Genomic DNA, 26613 nt, shown 5'->3' on the forward strand with positions numbered 1-26613 from the left:
ATATGTCTCATATGAGTGAAATTGAAGTAAGAAAAGACCCAACCAATGATGAAGTACTTCAATGGGTGACATTCCAGCTAGAAGAAGAAACTTACGGCATTAATGTTATGCAGGTACGTGAAGTACTTCGCTACAGTGAAATTGCTCCAGTACCGGGTGCTCCAGATTACGTTCTAGGTATTATTAACCTGCGTGGTAACGTTGTTACTGTTATCGACACTCGTTCTCGCTTTGGTTTGATGCAAGGTGAAATCACAGACAACACTCGTATCATCGTTATTGAATCTGAGCGTCAAGTCATTGGCATTCTAGTAGACAGCGTTGCTGAAGTGGTTTACCTACGTTCTTCTGAAATCGACACTACTCCAAGTGTTGGTACTGATGAAAGTGCTAAGTTCATCCAAGGTGTAAGTAACCGTGATGGCAAGCTGCTTATCTTAGTAGATCTAAACAAACTACTAAGCGAAGACGAATGGGATGAGATGGCTCACCTGTAATGTTTGAAGCGCTTCCTTTAAGCCCTGTTGCTCTGATTGCCGGAGTCGGGGTTTTTACGTTATTCATCGTGATTTTGATTAGCAAAGTAAAACGTGCGATTCAAAAGCAGCTCGATCAGTCACGCCTGCAAGTTCGTAACTTGGACAAAGAGCTTCAAAAATCGAGCAAGCAATTGCTTGAGGTTCGCTCTGTCGTGGTTGGCCTTGGTCAGAAAGTGACGGAACAGCAAGATCTAATAAAGCACTTGAATGAACGCATTGTAGAGCTGGAACATGTTGATACCGATGGGCGCTTGTACACGCGTGCAACGAAGATGGTTCAGCTTGGTGCAGGGATAAACGAACTGATCGAAGAGTGTGAATTACCTAAAGCTGAAGCTGAGCTGATGATGTCTCTGCAGAATAAGCTCGCGGGTAAGGAAAAAATTCCTTCGCTAAGAAGTAACCCTTCATCGTACGATGAGCAACCAGATGCACCTCATAAGCGCAGAGACCCAACTCGACGTCGTTAAATTGAGCGCTCGCTGCGTATTGAGTAATTGATGTTTATCGTGCACTCCTCTTAAAAGAAGCTTCGGCTTCTTTTTTTGTGCCTGACAGCTCTATATAGAACGATGTTTATAAGTGCTTGTATCTAAGGCAGTATCTTGTTTGTTGATGAAAATGTGTAAATTGTGATGCGGTGGTAACAGTTTCTTACGGAGTTTGTTCTATCGAAAACGCCTAGTCCTGTTTTGTCACCATATTGGTGTGCTACTATAGCCCTTTCATTACTCGACTAAATTTACCTATGCTTGAAGTCTCAAATTTAACTGCTATTCGTGACGACAGGGTTCTATTTGAATCGTTGTCTTTTCAATTGAAACCCGGTGAGCTGGTTCAAGTTGAAGGTCGTAACGGCACTGGGAAAACGACACTCCTTAGGATTATCACCGGCTTAGGTGATCGTGATGAAGGCACTATCTCTTGGGATGGTGAGTCTATTGAAACGAGTCGAGATGTGTATCACCAAAATTTGCTTTTTCTTGGTCACCAAACTGGCGTAAAACGCGAGCTTAGTGCGTATGAGAACCTGAGCTTCTATCAATCGATTCACAGCAGTGGAACGAGTAAGGAAGAACTTTACAATGCATTGGCTCAAGTCGGCCTTGCTGGACGAGAAGACGTGCCTGCAGGTCAACTTTCGGCGGGTCAACAGCGCCGTGTAGCATTGGCTCGTCTGTGGTTAAGTAAGCAAATGTTGTGGATTCTAGATGAACCGCTGACTGCCATTGATAAGCAGGGCGTTAAAGTTCTTGAGTCTCTTTTTTCTCAGCATGTAGACAACGGTGGCATTGTGTTATTAACCACACACCAAGATATGTTTGCTGATAGCCCGAAACTAAGAAAAATAAAGTTGGGTGAGTAATATGATTTCTTCAATGACAACGATCATTCGACGTGAGCTGTTGATCGCATTTCGTCGCCAAGCCGATATCTTTAACCCTCTGTGGTTTTTTATCATTGTCATCACCCTTTTCCCATTGAGTATCGGCCCTGAGCCAAACCTACTTGCGCGTATCGCAGCGGGCATTGTTTGGGTTGCTGCTTTACTTTCTGCATTACTCTCTCTCGAACGATTATTCCGAGATGATTTCCAAGATGGCGCCCTCGAGCAGATGATGCTGATGCCCATCCCGTTGCAGTTGGTAGTATTGTCCAAGGTCATAGCGCACTGGTTATTGACAGGGTTACCATTAATATTGATCAGTCCGTTGTTAGCGGTACTGCTGTCCTTGGATTTCGATACTTGGTTATCGGTGGTCTTAACGTTATTGGTTGGTACGCCTGCATTAAGCTTTATTGGTGCGATTGGTGTCGCTTTAACGGTTGGATTACAAAAAGGCGGTGTGCTGTTAAGTCTGCTTATTTTGCCGTTGTATATCCCAATTCTTATATTTGCTACATCCGCGATTGATGCGGCAGCACTAGGCGTTGCGTATAACGGACAATTAGCTGTGTTAGGGGCAATGCTAATGGGCGCAATGACGCTCACCCCATTTGCCATAAGCGCAGCGCTGAGAGTGAGTGTTAACTAGTTAATTATCTGATTAAAACTAGCTAACCAAGCGCTCACTTCCACTTTGTTTGTTCAGAGTGAACTAATTGAAGCTTTTAAACTCATAGAGTCACTGAAAGAGACAGTAAGCCAAATAAATTATAATAATTATAGCTGTGATAGCTGTAAGCAATATGAAGTAAGAGTGAGATTACAACATGTGGAAATGGCTCCATCCCTATGCCAAAGCAGAAACCTCTTATCAGCTTGCTGGTAAACTTCTGCCATGGTTCTCTATCCTAGCGCTATTGTGTCTATCAGTAGGTACTGTGTGGGGGCTTGCATTTGCGCCTTCTGATTACCAACAAGGCGATAGCTTCCGTATCATCTATATCCATGTTCCGTCTGCAATTTGGTCGATGGGCGTATACATGTCGATGGCAATTGCGGCATTTATCGGCTTGGTATGGCAGGTGAGATTATCAGACATGGCGGCATTGGCTATGGCGCCTATTGGTGCTGTCTTTACCTTCATAGCGCTGCTAACCGGTGCTGTTTGGGGTAAACCAATGTGGGGTGCTTGGTGGGTTTGGGATGCGCGTTTGACCTCAGAGCTGATTCTTCTATTCCTATACTTGGGTGTGATTGCACTACACCACGCTTTTGACGACCAAAAAACCGCAGCGAAGGCAGCAGGTATTTTGGCGATCGTTGGTGTCATCAACCTACCTATCATTCACTTTTCAGTAGAGTGGTGGAATACACTTCACCAAGGCGCGACGATTACTAAGTTCGATCAGCCTTCTATTTCAAGTGACATGCTATGGCCGCTTCTTCTCAACATCTTCGGCTTCGCCTTTTTCTTTGGTGCTGTGACTATGGTTCGTTTTAGAAACGAAATCATCAGTAAAGAAAGTCACCGTCCGTGGGTTCGTAAACTCGCGGCTGATAAAGCGTAGTAGGGTAGGTAATTATGTATTTTGAATCTCTGAGTGATTTCTTTGCCATGGGTGGCTACGCCTCATATGTATGGAGTGCATTTGGAATCACATTCCTCGCGATGATCATTTTACTGGTCTTAAGCGTTCGTCGTGGTAAGCAATTACTAAATGAAGTACAAGCTAAGATTGATCGTCAAGCTCGTATCGATGCAGCAAAAAATATGGAGAACACTCTATGAACCCAAGACGTAAAAAGAGGCTGGGCATTGTCTTAGCGATCTTTTTTGGTATCAGTGCAACTGTTGGATTAATGGTTTATGCGCTTAACCAGAACATGGATCTGTTCTACACGCCAACTGAGCTTGTTAACGGCAAAGACGGCAAGAAACCTGAAGTTGGCCAACGTCTGCGTATTGGTGGCATGGTTGTAGTCGGTTCTGTAAGCCGTGACAACGAATCACTACGTGTAAGCTTTGACTTGAAAGATGTTGGTCCTAAAGTAACGATTTTATACGATGGCATTCTTCCTGATCTTTTCCGTGAAGGGCAAGGTATTGTTGCTCAAGGCGTTCTGAAAGATGCGACAACAATTGAAGCTTTCGAAGTCTTAGCGAAACACGATGAAGAGTACATGCCTTCTGAAGTTGCTGAAGCAATGAAGAAAACCCATGAGCCAATGCAGTACTCGACAGAACAAAAAGAAGGAAGTGCTCAATGATAGCCGAGATCGGCCACTTTGCCATGATCCTGTCCTTAGGGCTGGGATTGCTATTGAGCGTGCTCCCGCTGTATGGGGCAGCTCGAAATAACACATTATTAATGAATAGTGCGCGACCGCTATCATGGGGTATGTTCGGATTCCTAGCGATTTCGTTTTTTATCTTGTGCTACGCGTTCTACACCAATGATTTTACGGTTCAATACGTAGCAAGTAACTCGAACAGCCAACTTCCTTGGTACTACCGAATCACAGCGGTTTGGGGTGCTCATGAAGGTTCATTACTGCTTTGGGTTCTTATCCAAGCGGGTTGGACGGTTGCAGTAGCGACGTTCAGCCGTGGTATGCCTCAAGAGTCAGTGGCTCGCGTACTGGCTATCATGGGTTTGATTACTGTCGGCTTCTTACTGTTCATTATCGTAACGTCTAACCCGTTCTTACGTACACTGCCTTACTTTCCTGTCGATGGCCGTGACTTGAATCCACTACTGCAAGACCCGGGTTTGATTATTCACCCGCCTATGCTTTACATGGGTTATGTAGGTTTCTCGGTTGCGTTCTCTTTCGCTATTGCTTCTCTAATGAGCGGTCGTTTAGATACGGCATGGGCTCGTTGGTCTCGTCCTTGGACAATCGCTGCTTGGTTATTCCTAACGGTAGGTATCGCACTTGGTTCATGGTGGGCTTACTACGAACTTGGCTGGGGTGGCTGGTGGTTCTGGGATCCAGTAGAAAACGCTTCATTCATGCCTTGGTTGGCTGGTACAGCGCTGATGCACTCGCTTGCGGTAACAGAAAAGCGTGGCACATTTAAAGCCTGGACAGTGTTGCTGGCTATCTCTGCATTCTCTTTAAGCTTACTAGGTACATTCTTAGTTCGTTCGGGCATCTTAGTATCGGTTCACGCATTCGCGTCAGATCCTGCTCGTGGTATGTTTATTCTAGGTTTCCTAGTGTTCGTTATCGGTGGTTCACTGCTGTTGTTTGCTGTTAAAGGTGCATCAGTTCGTGTCCGTGGTAACTTTGATTTGGTTTCTCGTGAAAACGCACTACTCGGCAACAATATCTTATTGATTGCTGCGTTAGTGGTTGTGTTAGTGGGTACGTTGTTACCACTTGTTCATAAGCAATTAGGGCTGGGCTCGGTTTCAATCGGTGCACCATTCTTTGATATGTTGTTCTTCTGGTTAATGATCCCGTTCTCGTTCCTATTGGGTATCGGTCCACTGATCCGTTGGAAACGTGACAACCTGTCTAAGCTTATTAAGCCAATGTTAGTTTCGGGTATCTTCTCGTTAGGTTTAAGTGCACTAATGGTGACCATGCTAGCTGACCGCTTCAGTGGTACTGCTTTTGCTGGTTGGGTGATGGCGTTCTGGATCTTCTTCATGCACGGCTTTGAGCTGCATGAGCGTGCAACACACCGTCATACCTTCATGAAAGGCCTAACTAAGCTGCCTCGTAGCCATTGGGCAATGATCTGTGGTCACATGGGTTTAGCCGTAACAGTGATCGGTATCGCGATGGTGCAAAACTACAGCATCGAACGTGATGTGCGTTTAGCGCCAGGTGAAAGCTACCAACTTGAAGAATACAGCTTCCTGTTTACAGGGGTTCGTGACAAAGATGGCCCTAACTACGATGGTTACATCGCTGACTTTGAAATTACCAAAGAAGGCAAGTACATCAACACGCTTCACGCTGAAAAACGTTTCTACACCACAGCTAAATCTATGATGACAGAAGCGGCGATTGATCGTGGCGTAACGCGCGACCTTTATATCGCAATGGGTGAGCGTTTAGACGACAACAAATCTTGGGCTGTACGTATCTACTACAAACCATTTGTACGTTGGATCTGGGCGGGTTCTTTGATTATGTCGATTGGTGGTGTGATTGCCATCAGTGACCGTCGTTACCGTTTCCGTAAGCCAACGAAAAAGTCGGCTCAAGAGCAGGAGGCTTAATTCGAATGAACAAGAAGATTTTATTCATTCCATTGATTGCGTTCATGGTTCTAGCTGGAATCTTTGCAACTCAATTGATGCGTAACCAGTCGGGTGATGACCCGACTAAACTTGAATCCGTATTGATTGGTAAGCAGGTTCCTGAGTTTGGCCTAGAGGATTTGGAACAGCCGGGTAAGTTTCATGATCAAGCTATCTTTAAAGGTGAGCCTCTGCTTCTTAATGTGTGGGCGACTTGGTGTCCTACTTGTTATGCAGAGCACTCTTACCTGAATAAGTTAGCGGATCAAGGAGTTAAGATCATTGGTCTTAACTACAAAGATGATCGCAATAAAGCGGTTGGTTGGTTAAAAGAACTGGGCAACCCGTACTTAATCAGCTTGTTCGATGGCAACGGTATGTTAGGTCTTGACCTTGGCGTATATGGCGCTCCTGAGACCTTCCTCATTGATGCCAGCGGCGTGGTTCGTTACCGCCATGTTGGTGACGTGAACCCGACTAACTGGGCATCGACGCTTCAGCCGATGTACCAAGAGTTATTGGAGGAGGCGAAATGATTAAACAAACACTTGTAGCAATGTTTGCCACCTTCACTATCTCTGCGTCGGTAGCGGCTGCGCCTATCGAATTTCATGAGTTTGATACGGTTGATCAAGAGCAACAATTTAAAGATTTGAGCAATACGCTTCGTTGCCCAAAATGTCAGAACAACACGATTGGTGATTCGAACGCGGAACTTGCGGTCGACTTGCGTCAAAAAGTGTATGAGATGACAAAAGATGGCAAGTCTGAGCAAGAAATTATTGATTACATGATTGCTCGTTACGGTAACTTTGTAACGTACAACCCACCACTGACCTTAGCGACATCGATCCTATGGGTTGGTCCGTTTGCGGTTGTTGTATTAGGTTTTGGTTTGATTGTTTTACGAAGCAGAAAGTCAAAATCAAAAGCAGTAGAGTCCAATAAAGACTGGGATGCAGACAAAGAAGCACGTTTAAAAGCGTTACTCGACGAAGAGAACGACGGAGATAAACAGTAATGACTCTATTTTGGATTTCTACAATTGTCCTTTCGCTAGCCGCAGTTTTATTGATTGTTCTGCCTTTTTTGAACAAGAAGGAAAACAACGATGACGTGCTTCGCGATGAGTTGAATAAAGCCTTCTATAAAGATCGCTTAGTTGAATTAGAGGTAGAAGCTGAAGAAGGCCTTGTTGATAACCAGCAAGAACTGATCGCTGACTTAAAACAGTCGCTACTTGATGACGTTCCAACGCAAGAAAAAATCAAGAGAACACAAATATCTACGCTGGGTGTCGTTGTACCGTCAGTGATCCTGGTTCTGGTTGTGACTTATGGTATGTACTTTCAGTTTGGTGCATTAGATAAGGTTCAACACTGGCAAGAAGTGAGTTCAAACCTTCCTGAGTTGTCTAAAAAGTTAATGTCATCAGAAGGTGGAACGCTTACCGATGATGAACTTGAAGATTTGACTCTAGCGCTTCGTACTCGTCTTCACTATCAACCAAAAGATTCAACTGGTTGGTTACTGCTTGGTCGTATTGCATTAGCAAACCGTGACGCAGAAACAGCGAAAGATTCTATGGAAAGAGCTTACAAACTTGAGCCTAAGAATGAAGATGTTCAGCTAGGTTTTGCTCAAGCACTGATGCTTTCACCTGATGAAGCCGATCAAAACCAAGCGCGTTTGATTTTGAGCCGTTTGATCCAAAACGATTATGTCGACCTTCGAGTGTTCTCACTGCTAGCGTTTGATTCTTTTGAACGTCAAGATTACCCGGGTGCTGTGAAGTACTGGAGCATCATGCAACAGATGATTGGTCCACAAGACAGTCGCTACGAGATGTTGTCACGCAGTATTGAAAGTGCTCAGAAGAAAATGGGCGACACCATGGGTGTTGACCAAGGTAAGAGCGTTGCAGTAACGCTTGAGCTGTCTGGCGACGTGAACGCTGATCCTAAGTCTGTGTTGGTTGTTTCGGTACATAGAGCTGATGGTTCGCCAATGCCGGTCGCTGCAGCCCGTTACCCATTGGGTTCTTTCCCTCGCACTGTTGTTCTCGATGATGGTAACAGCATGATGGAAGGCTCTAAGTTGTCTAGCCTTGAAACTCTGATGGTTAGAGCTAGGCTTGATACAGATGGTAACGTTTCAACTCGCGATGGTGATTGGTACGGTGAAAGTGAAGTGGTTGAACTGGGTGCTCCAGTGACCATTAATATCAATAAGCAATATTAATCATCATTTTGCATAGGTGTTAGCTATTCCGATTTTGCAACAAACGGTATAGACTTACGCAACCAATTGAGGCCAGCGATTGCTGGCCTTTTTTTATTATATGAATTCCTTATGGAAAAGGTGATATGTCTGTCAGTGTTTTAAGACTCTCGAGTTTACTTTTTATCGCAAGCTTAACGGTGGGCTGTTCTAGCGCGCCAGATGAAAGCACGAACGATAATAACCTCGAAACCTCTGAATACGTCGAAGAATCCCACCCGAATGACCCTTTCGAAGGGTTCAACCGAGCGATGTGGGATATCAACTACGAATATCTTGATCCTTATTTAGTTCGTCCTGTTTCACTCGCTTATGTTGGCTATACCCCTGTTCCAGTTCGTTCTGGTATCTCAAATTTTTTAGCCAACTTAGACGAACCTGCGAGCATGGTGAACAACATATTCATGGGTAATGGCGAGAAAGCACTCGACCATTTCAACCGTTTTTGGATTAACTCAACTTTTGGTTTGTTGGGCCTAATCGATATTGCCAGTGAAGCGGGTATCACCAAATATGACGACAAGTCGTTTTCTGATGCGATTGGTCATTATGGGGTAGGGAATGGGCCGTACTTTATGGTGCCGGGTTATGGTCCTATTACGACTCGTGAAGTGACGGAGCAAGTGGATAGTTTATATGTGCCTTTAGCTCTGTTGAACTTCTGGGCGAGCCTAGGAAAGTGGGCATTTGAAGGTATGGAAACTCGTGCTCAATTAGTTTCTCAAGAAGCTCTGTTGGATGACTCGCCAGATCCATATGCTCTGACTCGTGAAGTTTACATTCAGCGTCGTGACTTTAAAGCCGAAATCGAACCGGAAGAAGTCGATCTTGAAGAAGAAGATTTCATTGACGGATACTTAGAAGATTACTAGATATAAGATTTTGAATAACTGATAAAAGAAAGGCTCGATGTTGAAAATAACATCGAGCCTTTTTAATGTTTGTTATTTTAGACTAAGTAAAACAGATTAGAAACGGTAGTTAGCTTGGATACCTACTAGCCAAACATTACCAGTCGTTGTGCCGATAAATTGACCGCCAACAGCTTCGGCTGCATCGTCAGATGCGTAACCACGAGATTCTGTGATTGGAGCATCTTTAGCAATGATGTAAGTAAAGCCAGCATCCAATGAAAGCTGTTCAGACCATTGGTAACCAGCACCAACACTTAACCATGTGCGATCAGTTTCTGGAATAGTGATAGTACGGTTTTTGTCGCTAACTGCAGAAGTATCGTAAGCTACACCAGTACGTAGTGCTAGTTTTGGGTCAACTTGGTAAGTTGCACCTAAAGCAAGGCGGTAGTTATCTTCCCAGTTTTCAACTTTAACTGTATGGCTGCCATATGTGTTCAGTTCTGCTTGAAGCTTCTCGAAAGAGCTCCAATCAGTCCAGTTGAAACTAGCGTGAACTGCCAATGCTTTTGTTAGTTGATGGAAACTTGCAAGTTCTGCTGTTGCAGGAAGTGCTAATATCATATGGCCGTTGTCACGTTGACCTGGTGTCATGCCAAAGCCAATGCCTTCTGCGTGACCTTCTAATTTCAGTTCAACCTCAGATTTGTAAGCAAAACCGATGCGGTGGTCTTCGTTGATCTGCCACGCTGTACCTACTTGCCAACCCCAAGCTGTATCATCGCCTTCCATATATTTCAATGTAGTACCAGCAGGAACGGAGATTGGCATTTTATTTGAGTCTAGTGCGACTGCGTTTTTTGCTGGTGCTGTTGCGCCAAAGCTACCTTCACCCATAACGTAACGAATGCCACCACCAATGCTAACTTGCTCAACAATTTGGTAAGCAAAGTTTAGGTTAGCTTCTTTAGTGATTACGCTTGCTTCGTTACCGAAATGAGAAGCATTGAAGTCATCTCCTAGATTAGTTTCCATGCCGTAGTTTGTGCCAAATGCAAAACCGACAGCGAACTTTTCATTATAACGGTGAGAAATGTAAAGATTCGGGATAATAGCGTCATCTGCGAAATCGTTTGAAGATGCTTGGCTTGTACCTATAGCAGGGTGAGCGTGGTTTACTTCACCTTTAACATCAATGTTAGGGTTAACGTAGATACCACCAACAGAAACTTGAGTACCTTCTAGGTAAGTCAGCATTGCAGGGTTACGCCATTGTGCATCTGCACCGTCTGCCATTGCTGCTTCACCAGCATACGCACGGCCAAGGCCTGTTGCTGAGTATTCTGCTAGTTGAAAACCAGCCGCGTGAGTTACGGTAGAAGTCGAAAGTAATCCAACTGCCACTGCAGCAGATAGAAGAGTCTTATTCATTTTCATTATTATGTTCGCTGAATCATAAGTATTTAGTGTCGTGATTCTACGTTTAGAGTTATTACTTTAAAAATGAAATTCGAATAAAACAGTGTTTTAGGGATTAAATGAGTAAATGTGTTTAATTATTAGAGAAATAATCTAAATGTTTCGGCTGTGTTGCGAGGTTTGAGCGTACACTTGTAGGCATATTTAGCCTCTGCAGGCTACAGCTGTAAGCTTAAATTGATGTTGGTCAGTGGGTTATGCAATAAAAAAGGGTCGCGTAATGCGACCCTTTGGGATTGTTAACTTCGATTATATTAGAAGCTACGGCTGTACTGCAGACCTAGTAGGATTGCATCAGCATGTGTAGTTGCTGTAAGCGGAGTTCCTGAAGAGGTTTCCTTAACATCTACGTCATCACCTAGTAGGTATGTAAAGCCAAAGTCTACATTAGATGCTGTATCGATGTGGTAAGTAAAACCAGCAGATAACCACTGACGATCAGAATCAGGTACAGAAATTGAAGTCAGCTCGTCTTGTGCACTTGTGTCGTACATGTAACCAGTACGAAGTGTCCAAGTATCGTTTAGGTAGTATGTACCACCAATTGCATAGTGCCAGCCATCTTGCCATTGGTACTCTTTATTGTATGTACCTTGGATAGCGCCTTGAGTTAAGTTTTCGAATTCGATTTGGTCGAAGTCACCCCAGCCGATCCATTGTACTGAATAGTGGACTGCAAATTTGGTATCTTCAATTTTGTGGTAACCAGAGAATTCAGCAATGTCCGGTAGAGGAAGAGTGATATCTTGGCCTTTATCGTCTTTAGCTGTGATTTCTGGGCTGTAGCGGTAAGATAAACCAAAACGGTTGTTTTCATCTAATTCATAAACCGTACCAACGTTAAAGCCTACAGCCCAGCCGTCAGCTTCGTCTACGTTTAATAAAGGAGTTCCTAGAGGTACGTTACCTGCTTGCATGCCTACACCAGAGGTACGTTTCATTGTACCTTGACCATAGATAAGGTCTAAGCCAGCACCGAAGCTCCATTGGTTATTTAGTCGGTATGAACCAGCTAGACCGAAGTTAATACTTTTAACATCCGTTAAGCCGCCGTATTCAGCCGCAGGGTAGCTGTCATCAAACTCTGTTTTAGTACCGAAGTTTGAGTAAGCATTCACACCCCAAGCAAACTTATCATTTACTGGAACGATAAGGTGGATGTTCGGAGCGATTGACGTATCACCTACATCATCTGTATCGCCTACTGGAACTGCACCACCAACGTAATTAACGTCGCTTACTTCAATCATTGAAGTAATGCTTTCAAAACCAAGAGATAGCTCAGTTTTGTCAAATAGTGCCATTGCTGCAGGGTTACGTGCCATTACTGACGCGTTATCTGCGATTACTGCATCACCAGCGAATGCACGGCCGATGCCGGTTGCTGATTGTGCGTTAAGTTGGAAACCTGCTGCCATCGCTTGCGAAGACGCCAGTGTGATTGTTACTGCTAAAAGAGACTTTTTAAACAGACGCGTGTTGTTGGTAGTCATTCATTTATTCCTTTATATATCCGCCTCTACAGGGCGATTAATTTGAGCAATTGCTCAATGGTGGCTGATCCTATTCGCAAGTATACGATATACAAATCCGACCATTGGAAATTTTGAGGGTAAAATTATGGAAATGACGCCTATCTGGCACGAAAATGGTGTGAAATGCTGTTTTTTAGAGTTTTAACTCTAGAGGTATTGGTGTGGTGAATGATTTTGCGGTTTATTGATAAATAAAGCCCAGCAATATCAGTGATATACTTGCTGGGCCTTTTGTTACGGGGCTTTGAGAGCAAATTAGCTCATTGGTTTGATCATTTTTGTCAGCTTTTCGGCGATTTTAGAGACATCCTCGCCATCTTCGCCTACGAGGATCAAACTGCTGCCATCGATCGGTGTTACTGAGCCTGACATGCCTTTTTCATCAAAGTCGATAGACTTGTCAGTCGGAATTCCAGTTAAAAACAGAGTGACCTTGCCTTTTTCGCCTTGGAAAACCATGTGCATTGCGTTGGACTTGCCAAAGCCACAATGGTTCAGGTAATAGACGTGGTAAGGGAAGGCTTCATCAAATTGAAATGCAAACGGATTCATCTTGGCATTGATTTGTTGTGAAGTAACATTCTCATCAAGCGCACTCACAAAGCTCTTTTCATCGACAACATGTTTCATTGCCGTATCTGCCAAACTTGCTTGCGCGGGTGAAACGAATGCATTGCCCCAGTTAACTTGGCCAACCAATAAACCAGCAACAAACGCCACCGAGGCAGCCATTGCCATCGCTCGACGAGCAAACGTAGGTCTTACTACTTTGCTTTCTTCGCTTGAGGTCTGATTGAACAGTATACGATCAGCAAGATCGTCTGGCACATCCACATTCATTGCTGAATGGATCTGTTTATCAAGTGATAGTACATCGTCTAGAAAGTTACTATTGGCTTCGCTGTTTGCTGCTGCATCAATAATATCTTGTGTACGTTGCTTAGGTTCCGACAATACACGACGACGAAATTCCAAATCATCCATTATGTTGCCCCCTCTCTGCCTCTTCTGTATCCAGCATCTCTTTCAACTGATTTCGAGCTCTGAATAAACGTGTCATCACCGTGTTTTTGTTGAGGTCGAGAATATCCGCGATCTCATCACCACTAAAACCACCAATCACTTGTAAGAAGAGGGGTTCACGGTAATCGATTTCAAGTTTCATGATCTGAGCTTGCAACCACAGGTGTTGATGATGTGGGTCATCGCTGACACTTGCATCGTTACCATGATCGTCGATATCAACCAGATCAAACTGTTTGCGTTCAAAACGTCGAGCGTTCTCGCGTCGCAAGATGGTGATCAGCCAAGATTTAGCGGCTTTTTCATCTTGTAAGCTATCGAGTGACTTCCATGCACGAAGGCAAGTCTCTTGTACTAAATCTTCGGCAATGCTTTTGTCTTTACATAGCCAATAGGCGTAGCGAAAGAGGTCACGATGATAGGCACGAACGAGTGCTTCGTACTTTCTTTGTTTGTCCATATCAGAGTTGACCGGACGCTTGGCTGTTTTCTTTCCAAACATTTTTATTATTGACACACGAGCCTCCATAATTGCTCTGCGTATAGCTGTCCTCTATACGTTGTGCTTCGTTTTTATATTCTGTTTCGTTTTTAGGGCTAACGATCGGCAGGAAACCGTAAAATCACATTAAAATTGATCTACTTCAAAATCTAAGGCCTCGAACAAGCTATAGTACACCTTGTCGTCTAGTTAGTCATTCGTGGCTAGCATGTTGAGCAAGACGACACTTCCTTTTGAAGGCTGACTTTACTTTCTCCTAATCAGGAAACTGATTATTTCAATTGGCGTTAAGTTAATTGCTTTATATACATTCCGACCACACAGTTTTGTGTGGTTTTTTTTTGCCTCAAGAAAACCATTCCCTACACAGCGATAACAGTCTTTGCTTACAATAGTTTAGTCTCTTACGACAACCTTTCCCCCAAAAAGGTTCGCCTGAATGCGCAGTTATATTTTCAAACAGTGAGATACTCGTATCACGTTTATTTAAACGCTCGTTTGATTTAATTAACAACTTCTTTACAATGCTTCAGGTCAGACCTCTTAACTTTAAGGAGAAACCATGGGCAAACAGGAAGTCAAAACGCGTTCTGGAGAACGTGTTGCCGTTGTCGCTGGACTACGAACCCCATTCGCTCGTCAGAGTACAGAATTTAGCCAAGTGCCTGCGGTTGACCTAGGCAAAATGGTTGTGAGCGAAATGCTTGCAAGAACAGATGTCGATCCTGCGCTTATCGAGCAAGTGGTGTTCGGCCAAGTCGTACAAATGCCAGAAGCACCGAATATTGCACGTGAAATCGTGTTGGGTACTGGCATGGACATCAATACCGATGCCTACAGTGTGACACGAGCATGTGCGACCAGCTTCCAAGCGGCTGTCAACGTGACCGAGAGCATTATGGCTGGCACGATTGATGTCGGTATTGCAGGCGGTGCGGATTCTTCTTCTGTATTGCCTATTGGTGTTTCGAAAAAGTTAGCGGCAAATTTATTAGCGCTGAGTAAAACGAAAACCATGGGTCAGAAGCTGAAGATTCTTAAAACACTTTCAGTAAAAGATCTGATGCCAGTGCCACCGGCAGTCGCAGAATACTCGACCGGTTTATCCATGGGACAAACGGCTGAGCAGATGGCGAAGACGCATGGTATTACTCGCGAAGCTCAAGACGCACTTGCTCACCGTTCTCACTCTTTGGCTTCTCAAGCATGGAAAGAAGGCAAGATTAAAGACGAAGTGATGACGGCATTCCCAGCGCCTTATAAAAAGTACCTCGCGGAAGACAACAACGTTCGCCACGACTCAACGGTTGAAGGCTACGCGAAACTGCGCCCGGCATTCGATAGAAAGTACGGCAGTGTAACGGCAGCCAATGCAACGCCTCTTACCGATGGCGGCGCTGCGGTTATGTTGATGCGCGAAGGTAAAGCTAAAGAGCTAGGCTTAGAAGTGCTTGGCTATATTCGTGGCTATGCATTCTCAGCGATTGGTGTTGAAACGGATATGTTGATGGGGCCAACCTACGCGACCTCTCAAGTGTTGAAGAACACAGGTTTAGAGTTGTCAGACCTAACTCTAATCGAGATGCACGAAGCATTCGCAGCCCAAGTTCTAGCGAACGTCAAAATGTTTGCAAGTGACGAGTTTGCTCAGAAGAATCTTGGCCGTGACAAAGCGATCGGTGAGATTGATATGGAGAAATTCAACGTGCTGGGTAGTTCAATTGCTTACGGACACCCGTTTGCTGCGACTGGTGCGCGTATGATGACTCAAACACTGCGTGAATTGAAACGTCGCGGTGGCGGCTTGGCACTGAACACAGCTTGTGCGGCTGGTGGTTTAGGTGCAGCAATGATCTTGGAGGTAGAATAATGTCTACGACTCTTGATGCAACAACAGAAAAAGAAACCGTCGCTCAACCAGATTCAACGTCGGCGACTGAATCAACCAAAAAGAAAGCGACAGCATTTACTCTTAATATCGATGAGCAAGATATTGCTTGGTTAGCGATTGATGTGCCAAACGAGAAAATGAACACGCTGCAAGCGGCTTTTGCTGAAGAAATGAAAGCCATCTTCGAGCAGCTAAAAGAAAAGCAAAGCCGAGTTAAGGGCTTAATCGTTCATTCACTAAAGCCAGATAACTTTATCGCAGGTGCTGATGTGCGAATGCTTGATGCTTGTAAAACGGCTGACGAAGCACAGTCTCTTGCTCGTCAAGGGCAGGAGATGTTCCAAACACTCTCAGATCTTCCATATCCAGTAGTCGCAGCAATTCACGGTCCATGTTTAGGTGGCGGTTTAGAACTTGCGCTGGCATGTGATTACCGCGTATGTACCGACTCAGACAAGACTCGCCTTGGCTTGCCAGAAGTACAGCTCGGTCTGTTACCAGGCTCTGGTGGTACACAGCGTCTTCCTCGTCTTATCGGGTTGCTGCCTTCTCTTGACCTTATTCTTACGGGTAAGCAGTTGCGTGCTAAGAAAGCGAAATCGCTCGGTGTTGTCGATGCTTGTGTGCCAGAAACTATCTTGCTTGAAGTCGCTAAGAGCTTTGTTGAAAAGAACTCAGGCGGAAAAAAAGGTAAGCGTCTTGCGTCTAAAAGCCAAGCTTCGACCAAAGAGAAACTTATTTCACGCACGGGTCTTGGTCGTAAGGTTATTTTTGAACAGGCTTCGAAGAAAACCAACCAGAAAACACGCGGTAATTACCCTGCAGCCGATGCGATTCTTGATGTGATTCGTTACGGCCTTGAGAACGGTTTTGATAAAGGCCTTCAGTATGAAGCGAAGCGTTTCTCTGAACTGGTAATGACTTCAGAATCTAAAGCCCTGCGTTCGATTTTCTTTGCCACCACTGAAATGAAAAAAGAGCACGGCGCAGACGCAGAACCCAAAGCGGTTAAGCGTGTTGGTGTGCTGGGCGGTGGCCTTATGGGTGCTGGTATCAGCCATGTTAGCGTTGCCAAAGCGAAAGTGCCTGTTCGCATTAAAGACGTATCCAATGAAGGCGTTCTGAACGCGCTGAACTACAACTTTAAGTTGTTCGATAAGCAGCGTAAGCGTCGCATTCTGACTAAAGCTGGTCTGGAAAGTAAGATGCTTCAGCTTTCTGGTGGTATCGACTTTACGAGCTTTAATCACACCGATGTGGTGATTGAAGCGGTATTTGAAGATCTCGATCTTAAGCAATCAATGGTTGCGGACATTGAAGCCAATGCAAAGCCAGAGACTATCTTTGCGACCAACACGTCTTCACTGCCAATCCATAAGATTGCGGAGAAGGCGCAGCGACCAGAAAACGTGGTCGGCCTTCACTACTTCAGCCCTGCCGAAAAAATGCCGTTAGTTGAAGTCATTCCTCATGAAACAACCTCAGAAGAGACGATTTCGACGGTCGTAGCATTAGCGAAGAAGCAAGGCAAAACGCCGATTGTTGTTAAAGACACGGCTGGTTTCTATGTGAACCGTATTCTTGCTCCGTACATGAATGAAGCCGCGCACTTATTATTGGCAAACGAGCCGATCGAAAAGCTCGATAGCACGTTATTGGACTTCGGTTTCCCGGTCGGCCCAATTACTTTGTTAGATGAGGTGGGTGTTGATATCGGCGCGAAGATTATTCCAATTTTAGTGAATGAGCTTGGCGATCGTTTCCAAGGCCCTGATGTGTTCGATATTCTTTTGAATGACAACCGTAAAGGCCGTAAGAGTGGCAAAGGTTTCTACACTTACAAAGGTAAGAAGAAAGAAGTCGATAAGTCAGTTTACAAGCTGCTTAAGCTGCAACCCGATCCTAAGTTGAGCGACAACGATATCGCGATGCGCTGTGTGTTACCTATGCTGAATGAAGCGGTTCGTTGTTTGGATGACGGTATTATCCGCAGCCCACGTGATGGCGATATTGGTGCTATTTTCGGTATCGGTTTCCCTCCATTCTTAGGAGGTCCGTTCCGATACATGGATCAAATTGGTATTAAGTCATTGGTCGAAATGATGAACGACTTCGCTAAGAAGTACGGTGATCGTTTTGCACCTTGCGATGGCCTACTGACACGTGCTGGTTTGGATGAGTCTTTTTATAAATAACTCTCTCTACAAGTAACGTTCTAGCACATTGATTATCAAGCCCGTATCAAGCAATTGATGCGGGCTTTTTTTGTTTTATGAGCGAGTGTTAAAGGTATGAGATTCCCGACTCAGTCGTTCCTCCTTCTCGGGAATGACGGGGAGTGGTGTGTTCTGTCAGGTAGCGTTGGCTTGGTGTGGGAGATTCCCGGCTCAGTCGTTCCTCCTTCTCGGGAATGACGGGGAGTGGTGTGTTCTGTCAGGTAGCGTTGGCTTGGTGTGGGAGATTCCCGACTCAGTCGTTCCTCCTTCTCGGGAATGACGAGGAGAGGGATGTGTTTTGCCTGATATTATCGGTGTGTCGGGAGATTCCCAACTCGGTCATTCCTCCCTCTTGGGAGTGACGAAAGAGAGGTTGAAAGTAAGCTATTAGTGTTAATAGGCGGATTGTGGCTAATGCATTGCAATCGAAACTACCGTCATCTCCTAAAGCGACGCAGGAGCGTAATAGGAGATCTGCTTTTGTGCTTCATCCAAGAAAAAAGGTTGATGCTTTCACATCAACCCTATGATTTTCATTCCAGCTTTATCAGCCAAGCTCACAGTCTTTAGGGCGTAACTGAAACTCATCAATTGAGCCAATCTCCACACCTGCCGTCAACTTGTCTTCCTCATCATGAGCATTACCGTGCGCATGCATAATCAGACGATTTGCCGTGCGAGGTTTAAGTTGGCTGACCACAAAACGCATCATGTCTGAGCGTGTTAGACCTTTGAGGTCTTCTAAGACACGCTCTCTCTGATTGAATTCCAAGTCCTTATTGCCTATCGCAACCCATAAGCGTTGAGCGCGACCGCGCAAGGTGGTATCTGGCGTTGAAATCTGATTCCAGAGCCCGCGTTTACTGCTGTGCCATTGATAGTCGTTAAGCTCCAACAGCACCATGTAAAAGGCATTAAGGAACTCATCTATCGAGGCTAACAAGTCTGCCGGGGCAGCATTCGGTGATTGCACATATAACACAATACCCGGGTGTCGGTTCAACGGCATATTGCCAGTGCCGACCATATAGCCTAGCTGCTGCTTGGTACGAATCTCATGGAAGAAGGTGGCTGACATCAAATGGTTCGCCAATGAATACAGCGCAATATTTTTAGGTGAAATATCAGCACATTGGTAGTAAACCACGATGGCTGAATCATCTTGATTACATACGACTTCGCGTTGGAAGCTACCATTTTCACCCAACATGATTAATGGGCGTAGTGACTCTTCGTAAGCTTGGTCTTGAACACGTAATGCATCTTTTAGCGTTTCAGCCATCTTGTGTGCATCGGCTTTTTTCCAATCACCATACACAAACATTTCGACATGCAGTTCTGCCAAAATTGCTTGAACAAAAGAAGAGAGTTCATCGACCTCAATCGTTTCCAATGCTTCAATTAATACGGAATAAGGCGGGTTATTTGGCTGAAGTATTCCGGTCATCGCATTAAATAGCTGCGAAATAGGACGATCTTGCGACGCATTATTCCAGTTTCTGAGCAATTGATGCTTAATAGTTTCAAAGCGTGTTGGACTAAAGTCGCGTGCTTGGAAGCGCTCAAGGATCATATTGAGCAGCTGTGGTTGCTTTTCGCTGAATCCCGAAAGCGTGAGTGTTACACCGCCCTGATGGGTATACATGTTGTAGCCCATACCCGCAATCTCAGCCTGATACGTATCTTTTTCAAGCGAGTCCAAGAACATCTCTACACACAAGCGTGTTTTAACGATGTTTCTCGGGGTGGCGACTGAATGTGGGCTGTCGATAGCGATATACACCACACCTTTAGGTACTCGAAATTGATGGTCTTGGAGGTGCCATAACTTAAAGCCATCCAGCTCTTCTAACAGTTGTGGGTGCTTAGCATCACCTTCGAGTTCAGCAGGGTCTAAGTCGTAGCAAATAAATGGGTTTTTACTTGGCAGCTCAAACATCCAGCCGGGGTTGATGCACGTAAAGCATTGGGTCTGCTCTGAGCTAAAAGGCGTAACGGAGTAGGGCGTAAAATACCACTTCGCTTCTCTATCATACTCGAAACCTTGAGCTACGATGGTGACCCGCATGTTGTCGACAGATAAGTAGGTAAGCAAAGAGCGTTGTAACTCTTCGTCAAAGTGCGACATCTTATAATCGCCATACACCACATCTTGCTCTTGATAGTGCTGCATGTTGATAACAAGATGACTGACGACATCGAGCGGTCTGGAGGGCTCTTGAAAGCGGAAAGCGGACTCTAAAACGGCGCGTTTTTCAAGATAACGCCACTCTTCGATGCCTTGTTGTTCAATGAGTTTGATGTACTGAAATATTGCTTGAACGACGTTATCGGTTTTGGTTAAGCCTTCGATGGTCATTGAGCAACTGATCGTGAAGTCACGATAGTTACTGCCACTTGCGCCGCCACCTGCCGAGAGGGAAGTAATCCAACCTTTCTCTTTCAGCTGCATCATCAAACTGCCTTCGCCTTCGTAACCGATAAGGTGTGCAAAGAATGATAATGGCTTAATCCCATAGTGCTCGTCCATGCTGGGCATTGGGAAGGTTAAGATAAGTTTTCGTACTTCTTTTATCGGTTTAACGTGTACTTGTACACCCGTGCTTAATTCGCCAACAATCGGAACTGCAACCTTTTTACCTTGTAGTTTGTGATTGGTAATCGAGCTAAAACGCTCCTCAACCCAACTTTGCATCTCATCTAATGATTGATTGCCAGACAGTGTCAGCGTCATTAGATCGGCTGAATATTGTTGCTGGTGGAAAGCCAAGATCTCTTGTCGAATCGTTTCACCGTTTCTGTCACCCAACGTCTCGATATTACCGACAGAAAACTTCGAGAATGGGTGATTGTGATTCACCAGTTCTTTGGTAACTTGGTACAAGCGTCGCGAGTCGTCGTTGAGTTTCATTTTGTATTCTGAATCAACGGCTTGGCGTTCTTTATCTAGTGCTTCTTCGTTAAAAAGTGGCGCTGTGAAAAATTGGCTGAAGCGATCGAGTGCGGTTTCAAAGGCATTCAATTCAACATCAAAAAAGAAGCAGGTGTGTTCGGTTCCGGTCCAAGCATTGTTGCTACCACCATGTTGGCTGATAAAACTTTGGAACTCTCCGACCTTTGGATACTTTTCAGTTCCCAAAAATAGCATATGCTCTAAGTAGTGCGCTAAACCCTCTCGGTCGGTAGGGTCATCAAAATGCCCGACATTAACGGCGAGTGCGGCTGCAGCTTTTTGAGCGTTCTGATCGTGAACTAACAGTACTCGCAATCCGTTATCCAAGGTTACGTAACGGTATTGATGTTCATCATTAGGGCTTAAATGCACAGAAGCATCTCCAGAGAAGGTGGTTTTTAAATTATGTACGCGATGATTTGAGGTGCAAACCTTGCGATCACATTTTGGGATATGAAGAGCTTTTTGGCGACTTCTAAATCATTTTTATCGATTTTTATCAGTGATTTATTTTCTTTTAATAAGATTGTTAAGAAAGTCGAACTCTTTAGCAAGTGACTTGATATAATTATTTATATAGACTGCGGCTTCTCTAGTTTGAGAGCCAAACGCTAAGTAGCGTATCGCTGATATGGGATATATCGACTTTCGAAATGTTACGTAGACAGGACTGAACATGAAAATATTCATAATGCGCCACGGTGAAGCAGAACATTTTGCGGACTCGGATGCAGAACGAGCGTTAACCAAGCGCGGGAAAATGGCATCTCTTGCAGTGGCTCAAGCTGCAAATGAGCAGGGGATTAGTCAATTCGATAAAGTGCTTGTGAGCCCATATTTAAGGGCACAAGAAACGTGGTTAGAAATCTCTCAGGCTTTTTCTGGAAAGAAAGTAGAAACCTGTGATGATATTACGCCTTATGGAATGTCCGACGACGTGTTTGATTTGACCGTAGCAATGGCAGAAGTAGAAAAACTAGAGACCATTTTATTTGTTTCTCATTTACCTCTAGTGGGCTACTTAACAGCAGAATTTGCAACGGGCATGGCGCCACCTATGTTTCCGACGTCAGGTTTGGCTTGCATTGAATTCGACCTTGAGACACAAAAAGGCGAGTTACTTTGGAACATCAATCCATAGTCGAGGTTTTATCTAACCTGTAGGCTGAAAGATAACAAAGAAAAGGGCACCTCAATGATTTGAGGTGCCCTTTTCTGTTTTTGACGTTGGGGGGGAATAGCGAGTCAGGGTTATTTGTCTGGAATAGCAAGCAAAACCAACAACGCACCGTTACCACCGAACTCTAAAGGTGCTTGGTGAAAGGCCATCACGTCAGGGTGCTGCGCTAACCACAAAGGCACCTTCTGTTTAAGGATGTGTTTACCGATACCGTGCTGAACACAGGCACACGCCACGCTCTCTTTCACGCAGTGCGCAATCATGGCTCCTAACTCGCGTTTCGCTTCTTGTTGAGTCATACCGTGCATATCAAGATACACATCAGGTACGTAGACACCACGACGTAAGCGCTTCACCTCATACTTAGAGACATCATCACGCGCATAACGTGTTGGGCCTTCTTCGCTAAGATGCGGAATGAACTCATCCGAGAAATAAAACTCGCTATCACTGGCTTGTCTTGCCGTTCGAGTAATTTCTTTTTGCTTGGCATTTCTTTTTGGCTGCTGGACTATGGTATCCTGTTGCAACTTTTTAACGCCCTTTACTGCATCGTTGAATAGGGCGAAATCGTCATCGAAGTCGGTGTCTTTTTTGCTCATCAGGTTATGAATTCTAATTAGAAACGTAATTAGCAGTATTGTAGCGCTTTTCGGAGACAATTTTGGATAAGATTTTTGTAGAAGAAGCGGTATCAGAACTACACACGCTTCAAGATGTGATTCGTTGGACTGTTAGTCGCTTTAACGCAGCGGGCCTTTTTTATGGTCACGGCACTGATAACGCGTGGGATGAGGCGGTACAACTTATTTTACCTACTCTTTATCTGCCGATTGATGTTCCTTCGCATGTTATGAACTCTCGTCTAACGAGCAGCGAACGTCTGCGTATTGTTGAGCGCGTAATCAAGCGTATCAATGATCGTACACCAACGGCTTACCTAACCAACAAAGCTTGGTTCTGTGGTCTAGAGTTCTTCGTTGATGAACGCGTTCTTGTGCCTCGTTCGCCAATTGGTGAGCTGATCGAAGCTCAATTCCAACCTTGGTTAACTGAAGAGCCAACGCGCATCATGGACCTTTGTACGGGTAGTGGCTGTATTGCTATTGCTTGTGCTCATGCATTCCCTGACGCTGAAGTAGACGCGATTGATATTTCTACTGACGCATTGCAAGTTGCTGAGCAGAACGTTCAAGATCACGGCATGGAGCAGCAAGTGTTCCCAATCCGTTCAGATCTTTTCCGTGATTTACCAAAAGAGAAATACAACCTGATCGTATCGAATCCACCTTACGTGGACGAAGAAGATATGAACAGCTTGCCAGAAGAGTTTACTCATGAACCAGAACTTGGCCTAGCGGCAGGTACTGATGGACTGAAACTGGTTCGTCGTATCTTAGCTAACGCGCCAAACTACCTAACGGATGATGGTATTCTGATCTGTGAAGTGGGCAACTCAATGGTTCACATGATGGATCAGTACCCAGAGATTCCATTCACTTGGATTGAATTCTCTAATGGTGGTCATGGCGTATTCATGATCACTCGTGAGCAGCTAGTGGCTTGTGCAGATGAGTTCTCTCTCTACAAAGACTAAGTTTTTTTATAGACTAAGTTTGCACAGACTAAAGTTTATATAGACTAAGCTTTGTATCGAAAAAGCTTCTTTGATTAGATTCGGGTTACCTTCGTTATTAAAGAAACCCTCTCTGTATTAATTTAAACGCCATGCAGCAATGCATGGCGTTTTTTATTGCCTACATTTTGGATATCGGGACTTAGCGTTTGGGATTCGTTGCATATTATTTAGTTGCTTAATATGAATAACTATCACATATTGATGGTCAATGTTTAGTCGTTTTAGTGAGTTAAGGAGAATTCGCGATGAGCTTTGATACATGGATTTATTATTTATTAGCGGTGCTGATTTTGACAGCTTCGCCCGGGCCAAGCTCTTTATTATGCATGACCAAAGGTGTGCAATCTGGCTTTAAATTATCGATATTTACCGCGCTGGGTAGCTTAACTGCGATTACTGGAATTCTAACGTTATCGTTTACCGGGCTAGGTGTGATTATCGCTTCGTCTGAGGTGGTATTTAATGTCATTAAATGGACAGGAGCCGCTTACCTAATCTACCTTGGCTGGAAGTCGCTACGTTCTAGTCAGCAAGATTACGACAACCTATCCAATCAACAATCCGATTCTAAATCTGTTAATGAAAGTGCTGCGCAGCATTACTTAAGTGGCTTCATTGTTGGTGCGAGCAATCCCAAAGCTATTCTATTTTTTACCGCACTTTTCCCACAATTTATTGACCCGTCGATCGCTCTGGTTCCCCAGTTTACCGTGTTTGCTTTGACCTTCGCCGTGATGGAATTATCTTGGTTAATGGTGTATGCCTACTTGGGCGCGAAGTCGTCAAATTGGTTGTTTGCTAAAGGCCGAGCCAAGGTATTCAATCGTGTCACTGGAGGTGTCTTTATTGGGGCTGGTGCACTGCTTTCGACGACCAGTCGAGCATAGCTTTTGATTTATCAAATAGTTGAATAGTTACAGAAGTTTCTTGGTGTTGTAATAAAAGGTTAATATTAATGTGCTTGCTGATATCGGCATAAAGTCGATATATTGGTGTTACACCATCACGTTCTCGAGGAGAGACATATGCAGCATCAAGAAATGATTCAACACAGTAATTTTGGCGTTATCAGTCGCACTTGGATTTTCTCTACCCTTTCTCTAGTGGGTATTCTTGCTCTAATGTAGTCAGTTTTATGGCTCAATATTTTCAGTTTTTATTATGAATACACTTGTTAAAAAGTCTTCAAAGTCAGAACTCTTATTCTCGTAAATGTGGCTCTTCTCATCAGTCTAGCCACTTAGCTTTTCCTCTTCTTAGCAGTACCTTTCTCTCAGTAACCTTTTTCTCTGAATAATCTATTTGTCTGATTAACCCCTTTATCTCAATAGACTCACTGCATAACCTGATCTGAAGTTGTTATCAAACTGTGATAATCTTAAATCATCTTTTATCTACAGTGTGCCTCTCATGTCTGTCTGGGATTCTATTTCATTTAACAATCGATTTACCGCATTACCTCGACTGTTCTATACCCCAATTCAACCTACACCGCTCAGCAATGTCCAATGGCTCGCATGGAACCATAATCTTGCGAATGAACTTGGCTTTCCGTCATTTGAAAACGCTTCCGAGGAATTGCTTGAAACGTTATCTGGCAATGTTGAACCTAAGCAGTTTTCGCCACTCGCAATGAAATACGCAGGTCACCAGTTTGGCTCTTATAACCCGGACTTAGGTGATGGAAGAGGGCTGTTATTAGCGCAAGTTGTCGCGAAAAGTGGTGAAACGTTCGACTTACACCTTAAAGGTGCAGGTAAAACCCCCTATTCACGTATGGGCGATGGTCGAGCGGTTATTCGCTCAACGGTTCGTGAGTATCTATGTAGCGAAGCGATGGCGGGTCTTAATATCCCAACCACACGTGCGTTGGCGATGATGACCAGCGATACGCCGGTTTATCGTGAGAAGCAAGAGTGGGGCGCATTGTTGGTGCGTGCTGCTGAGTCACACATCCGTTTTGGTCACTTTGAACACCTGTTTTATACCAATCAGTTGGCAGAACATAAATTATTGGCCGACAAAGTCATCGAATGGCACTTCCCAGAATGCCTCGATGAAGAGAAGCCCTACGCAGCCATGTTTAATGAGATTGTTGATCGCACCGCTGAAATGGTCGCATTGTGGCAAGCGAATGGTTTTGCTCACGGAGTGATGAACACTGATAACATGTCTATCATCGGCCAAACCTTCGATTATGGCCCATTCGCATTCCTTGATGAATATGACCCAAGATTGATCTGTAATCACTCGGATTACCAAGGTCGTTATGCTTTCAATCAACAGCCTAGAATTGGATTGTGGAACCTATCGGCACTGGCGCACTCACTTTCGCCGCTGGTGGATAAAGCCGAACTTGAGGCTGCACTCGAACAATACGAACCACAAATGAATGGTTATTTCAGTCAGATGATGCGTCGTAAGTTGGGGCTGCTTTCGAAACAAGAAGGTGACAGCCGTTTGTTTGAATCTATGTTTGAGTTGATGTCGCAAAACAAAGTCGACTACCCAAGATTCTTTAGAACGCTGTCGAACTTGGATACCTTGCTGCCACAGGAAGTGATTGATTTGATTATCGACCGCGAGGCAGCGAAGCTGTGGATGGATAACTACTTACAACGCTGCGAATTGGAAGACAGTTCAGTGGCAGAGCGCAGCGAAAAGATGCGACAAGTGAACCCGAAATACATCCTCAGAAATTACCTTGCTCAACTCGCCATAGATAAAGCGGAACGCGGTGATAGTAGCGATATTGAAGCATTAATGGTGGTTCTGGCTGACCCTTATGCAGAACACCCTGATTATGAACATCTGGCAGCTCTGCCTCCTGAGTGGGGCAAAGCCATGGAAATCAGCTGTTCCTCTTAACCTTCTATGAT

General features: G+C 44.5%; 24 protein-coding genes. 18 read left to right on the forward strand and 6 right to left on the reverse strand.

Going from position 1 to position 26613, the window contains the following annotated elements; genetic code table 11:
* The first annotated feature begins 2 nt into the window (after positions 1 to 2).
* From OCU90_RS04425 to OCU90_RS04480, 12 genes are all read left to right on the forward strand, one after another.
* Complete coding sequence (locus tag OCU90_RS04425; RefSeq protein WP_004736225.1) at positions 3 to 497, forward strand: chemotaxis protein CheW; 495 nt, start codon at positions 3 to 5, stop codon at positions 495 to 497.
* Entirely contained in the window at positions 497 to 1009 is a 513-nt protein-coding gene (locus OCU90_RS04430) for a DUF2802 domain-containing protein (protein WP_061024958.1), read from the forward strand. Before OCU90_RS04425 ends, OCU90_RS04430 begins: the two co-directional genes overlap by 1 nt.
* 278 nt (positions 1010 to 1287) lie before the next feature.
* A complete protein-coding gene (gene ccmA, locus OCU90_RS04435; RefSeq protein ID WP_061024960.1) occupies positions 1288 to 1905 on the forward strand; it encodes a cytochrome c biogenesis heme-transporting ATPase CcmA in 618 nt (205 codons plus the stop codon).
* Position 1906: 1 nt separating this feature from the next.
* A complete protein-coding gene (gene ccmB / locus OCU90_RS04440; RefSeq protein ID WP_004736228.1) occupies positions 1907 to 2575 on the forward strand; it encodes a heme exporter protein CcmB in 669 nt (222 codons plus the stop codon).
* Positions 2576 to 2753: 178 nt separating this feature from the next.
* Positions 2754 to 3494, forward strand: a complete 741-nt coding sequence (locus tag OCU90_RS04445) for a heme ABC transporter permease (RefSeq protein ID WP_004736229.1) — start codon at positions 2754 to 2756, stop codon at positions 3492 to 3494.
* A 14-nt stretch (positions 3495 to 3508) separates the two neighbouring features.
* Positions 3509 to 3715: a heme exporter protein CcmD gene (gene ccmD / locus OCU90_RS04450; RefSeq protein ID WP_004736230.1), complete on the forward strand. Its 207-nt coding sequence runs from the start codon at positions 3509 to 3511 to the stop codon at positions 3713 to 3715.
* Positions 3712 to 4194, forward strand: coding sequence for a cytochrome c maturation protein CcmE (gene ccmE / locus OCU90_RS04455; protein WP_017076805.1), 483 nt, complete (start codon positions 3712 to 3714; stop codon positions 4192 to 4194). The genes ccmD and ccmE overlap by 4 nt, the downstream gene beginning before the upstream one ends.
* Positions 4191 to 6161, forward strand: a complete 1971-nt coding sequence (locus tag OCU90_RS04460) for a heme lyase CcmF/NrfE family subunit (RefSeq protein ID WP_017084525.1) — start codon at positions 4191 to 4193, stop codon at positions 6159 to 6161. The genes ccmE and OCU90_RS04460 overlap by 4 nt, the downstream gene beginning before the upstream one ends.
* Before the next feature lie 5 nt (positions 6162 to 6166).
* A complete protein-coding gene (locus OCU90_RS04465) occupies positions 6167 to 6718 on the forward strand; it encodes a DsbE family thiol:disulfide interchange protein (RefSeq protein ID WP_017076803.1) in 552 nt (183 codons plus the stop codon).
* Positions 6715 to 7203: a cytochrome c-type biogenesis protein gene (locus OCU90_RS04470; protein ID WP_054548167.1), complete on the forward strand. Its 489-nt coding sequence runs from the start codon at positions 6715 to 6717 to the stop codon at positions 7201 to 7203. Before OCU90_RS04465 ends, OCU90_RS04470 begins: the two co-directional genes overlap by 4 nt.
* A complete protein-coding gene (ccmI, locus tag OCU90_RS04475; RefSeq protein WP_004736037.1) occupies positions 7203 to 8423 on the forward strand; it encodes a c-type cytochrome biogenesis protein CcmI in 1221 nt (406 codons plus the stop codon). The genes OCU90_RS04470 and ccmI overlap by 1 nt, the downstream gene beginning before the upstream one ends.
* A 125-nt stretch (positions 8424 to 8548) precedes the next feature.
* On the forward strand, positions 8549 to 9334 hold the full coding sequence (locus tag OCU90_RS04480; RefSeq protein ID WP_017076800.1) for an MlaA family lipoprotein: 786 nt from the start codon (positions 8549 to 8551) through the stop codon (positions 9332 to 9334).
* A gap of 96 nt (positions 9335 to 9430) precedes the next feature.
* Here OCU90_RS04480 and OCU90_RS04485 read toward each other — a convergent pair whose 3' ends face one another.
* The 4 genes from OCU90_RS04485 to OCU90_RS04500 form a co-directional block, all read right to left on the reverse strand.
* A complete protein-coding gene (locus OCU90_RS04485; RefSeq protein ID WP_061024962.1) occupies positions 9431 to 10753 on the reverse strand; it encodes an outer membrane protein transport protein in 1323 nt (440 codons plus the stop codon).
* Positions 10754 to 11049: 296 nt separating this feature from the next.
* Positions 11050 to 12288, reverse strand: a complete 1239-nt coding sequence (locus OCU90_RS04490; RefSeq protein ID WP_061024964.1) for an outer membrane protein transport protein — start codon at positions 12286 to 12288, stop codon at positions 11050 to 11052.
* Between the two features lie 297 nt (positions 12289 to 12585).
* Positions 12586 to 13314, reverse strand: coding sequence for a DUF3379 domain-containing protein (locus OCU90_RS04495; protein ID WP_061024966.1), 729 nt, complete (start codon positions 13312 to 13314; stop codon positions 12586 to 12588).
* A complete protein-coding gene (locus tag OCU90_RS04500) occupies positions 13307 to 13855 on the reverse strand; it encodes a sigma-70 family RNA polymerase sigma factor (protein ID WP_004736042.1) in 549 nt (182 codons plus the stop codon). Before OCU90_RS04500 ends, OCU90_RS04495 begins: the two co-directional genes overlap by 8 nt.
* 562 nt (positions 13856 to 14417) lie before the next feature.
* Between OCU90_RS04500 and fadI the strand changes: the two genes are divergently transcribed.
* Together fadI and fadJ are read left to right on the forward strand one after the other, a co-directional pair.
* Entirely contained in the window at positions 14418 to 15725 is a 1308-nt protein-coding gene (gene fadI, locus OCU90_RS04505; RefSeq protein WP_017076797.1) for an acetyl-CoA C-acyltransferase FadI, read from the forward strand.
* The gene (gene fadJ, locus OCU90_RS04510; RefSeq protein WP_004736045.1) at positions 15725 to 17941 is read left to right on the forward strand and encodes a fatty acid oxidation complex subunit alpha FadJ; all 2217 of its coding nucleotides are present in this window, start codon (positions 15725 to 15727) and stop codon (positions 17939 to 17941) included. The genes fadI and fadJ overlap by 1 nt, the downstream gene beginning before the upstream one ends.
* Positions 17942 to 18509: 568 nt before the next feature.
* On the opposite strand, the gene OCU90_RS04515 is transcribed toward fadJ, so the two are convergent.
* Entirely contained in the window at positions 18510 to 21287 is a 2778-nt protein-coding gene (locus OCU90_RS04515) for an insulinase family protein (RefSeq protein ID WP_061024968.1), read from the reverse strand.
* A gap of 304 nt (positions 21288 to 21591) precedes the next feature.
* Between OCU90_RS04515 and sixA the strand changes: the two genes are divergently transcribed.
* Positions 21592 to 22056 (forward strand): phosphohistidine phosphatase SixA, encoded by a 465-nt coding sequence (sixA, locus tag OCU90_RS04520; RefSeq protein ID WP_017076794.1) that lies wholly within the window; start codon positions 21592 to 21594, stop codon positions 22054 to 22056.
* Between the two features lie 110 nt (positions 22057 to 22166).
* Here the strand turns inward: sixA and smrB are convergent, their stop codons facing one another.
* The gene (smrB, locus tag OCU90_RS04525) at positions 22167 to 22697 is read right to left on the reverse strand and encodes an endonuclease SmrB (RefSeq protein ID WP_004736048.1); all 531 of its coding nucleotides are present in this window, start codon (positions 22695 to 22697) and stop codon (positions 22167 to 22169) included.
* A 62-nt stretch (positions 22698 to 22759) separates the two neighbouring features.
* On the opposite strand from smrB, the gene prmB reads away from it, so the two are divergent.
* From prmB to OCU90_RS04540, 3 genes are all read left to right on the forward strand, one after another.
* Positions 22760 to 23692, forward strand: coding sequence for a 50S ribosomal protein L3 N(5)-glutamine methyltransferase (gene prmB, locus OCU90_RS04530; protein ID WP_017076792.1), 933 nt, complete (start codon positions 22760 to 22762; stop codon positions 23690 to 23692).
* Positions 23693 to 23979: 287 nt separating this feature from the next.
* On the forward strand, positions 23980 to 24621 hold the full coding sequence (locus tag OCU90_RS04535) for a LysE family translocator (RefSeq protein WP_061024970.1): 642 nt from the start codon (positions 23980 to 23982) through the stop codon (positions 24619 to 24621).
* Positions 24622 to 25144: 523 nt separating this feature from the next.
* Complete coding sequence (locus OCU90_RS04540) at positions 25145 to 26602, forward strand: protein adenylyltransferase SelO (protein WP_061024971.1); 1458 nt, start codon at positions 25145 to 25147, stop codon at positions 26600 to 26602.
* Positions 26603 to 26613: the final 11 nt, after the last annotated feature.

Origin of the sequence: Vibrio splendidus, from assembly GCF_024347615.1 — a bacterium.
In the GTDB taxonomy this organism is placed as follows: Bacteria; Pseudomonadota; Gammaproteobacteria; order Enterobacterales; family Vibrionaceae; genus Vibrio; species Vibrio splendidus.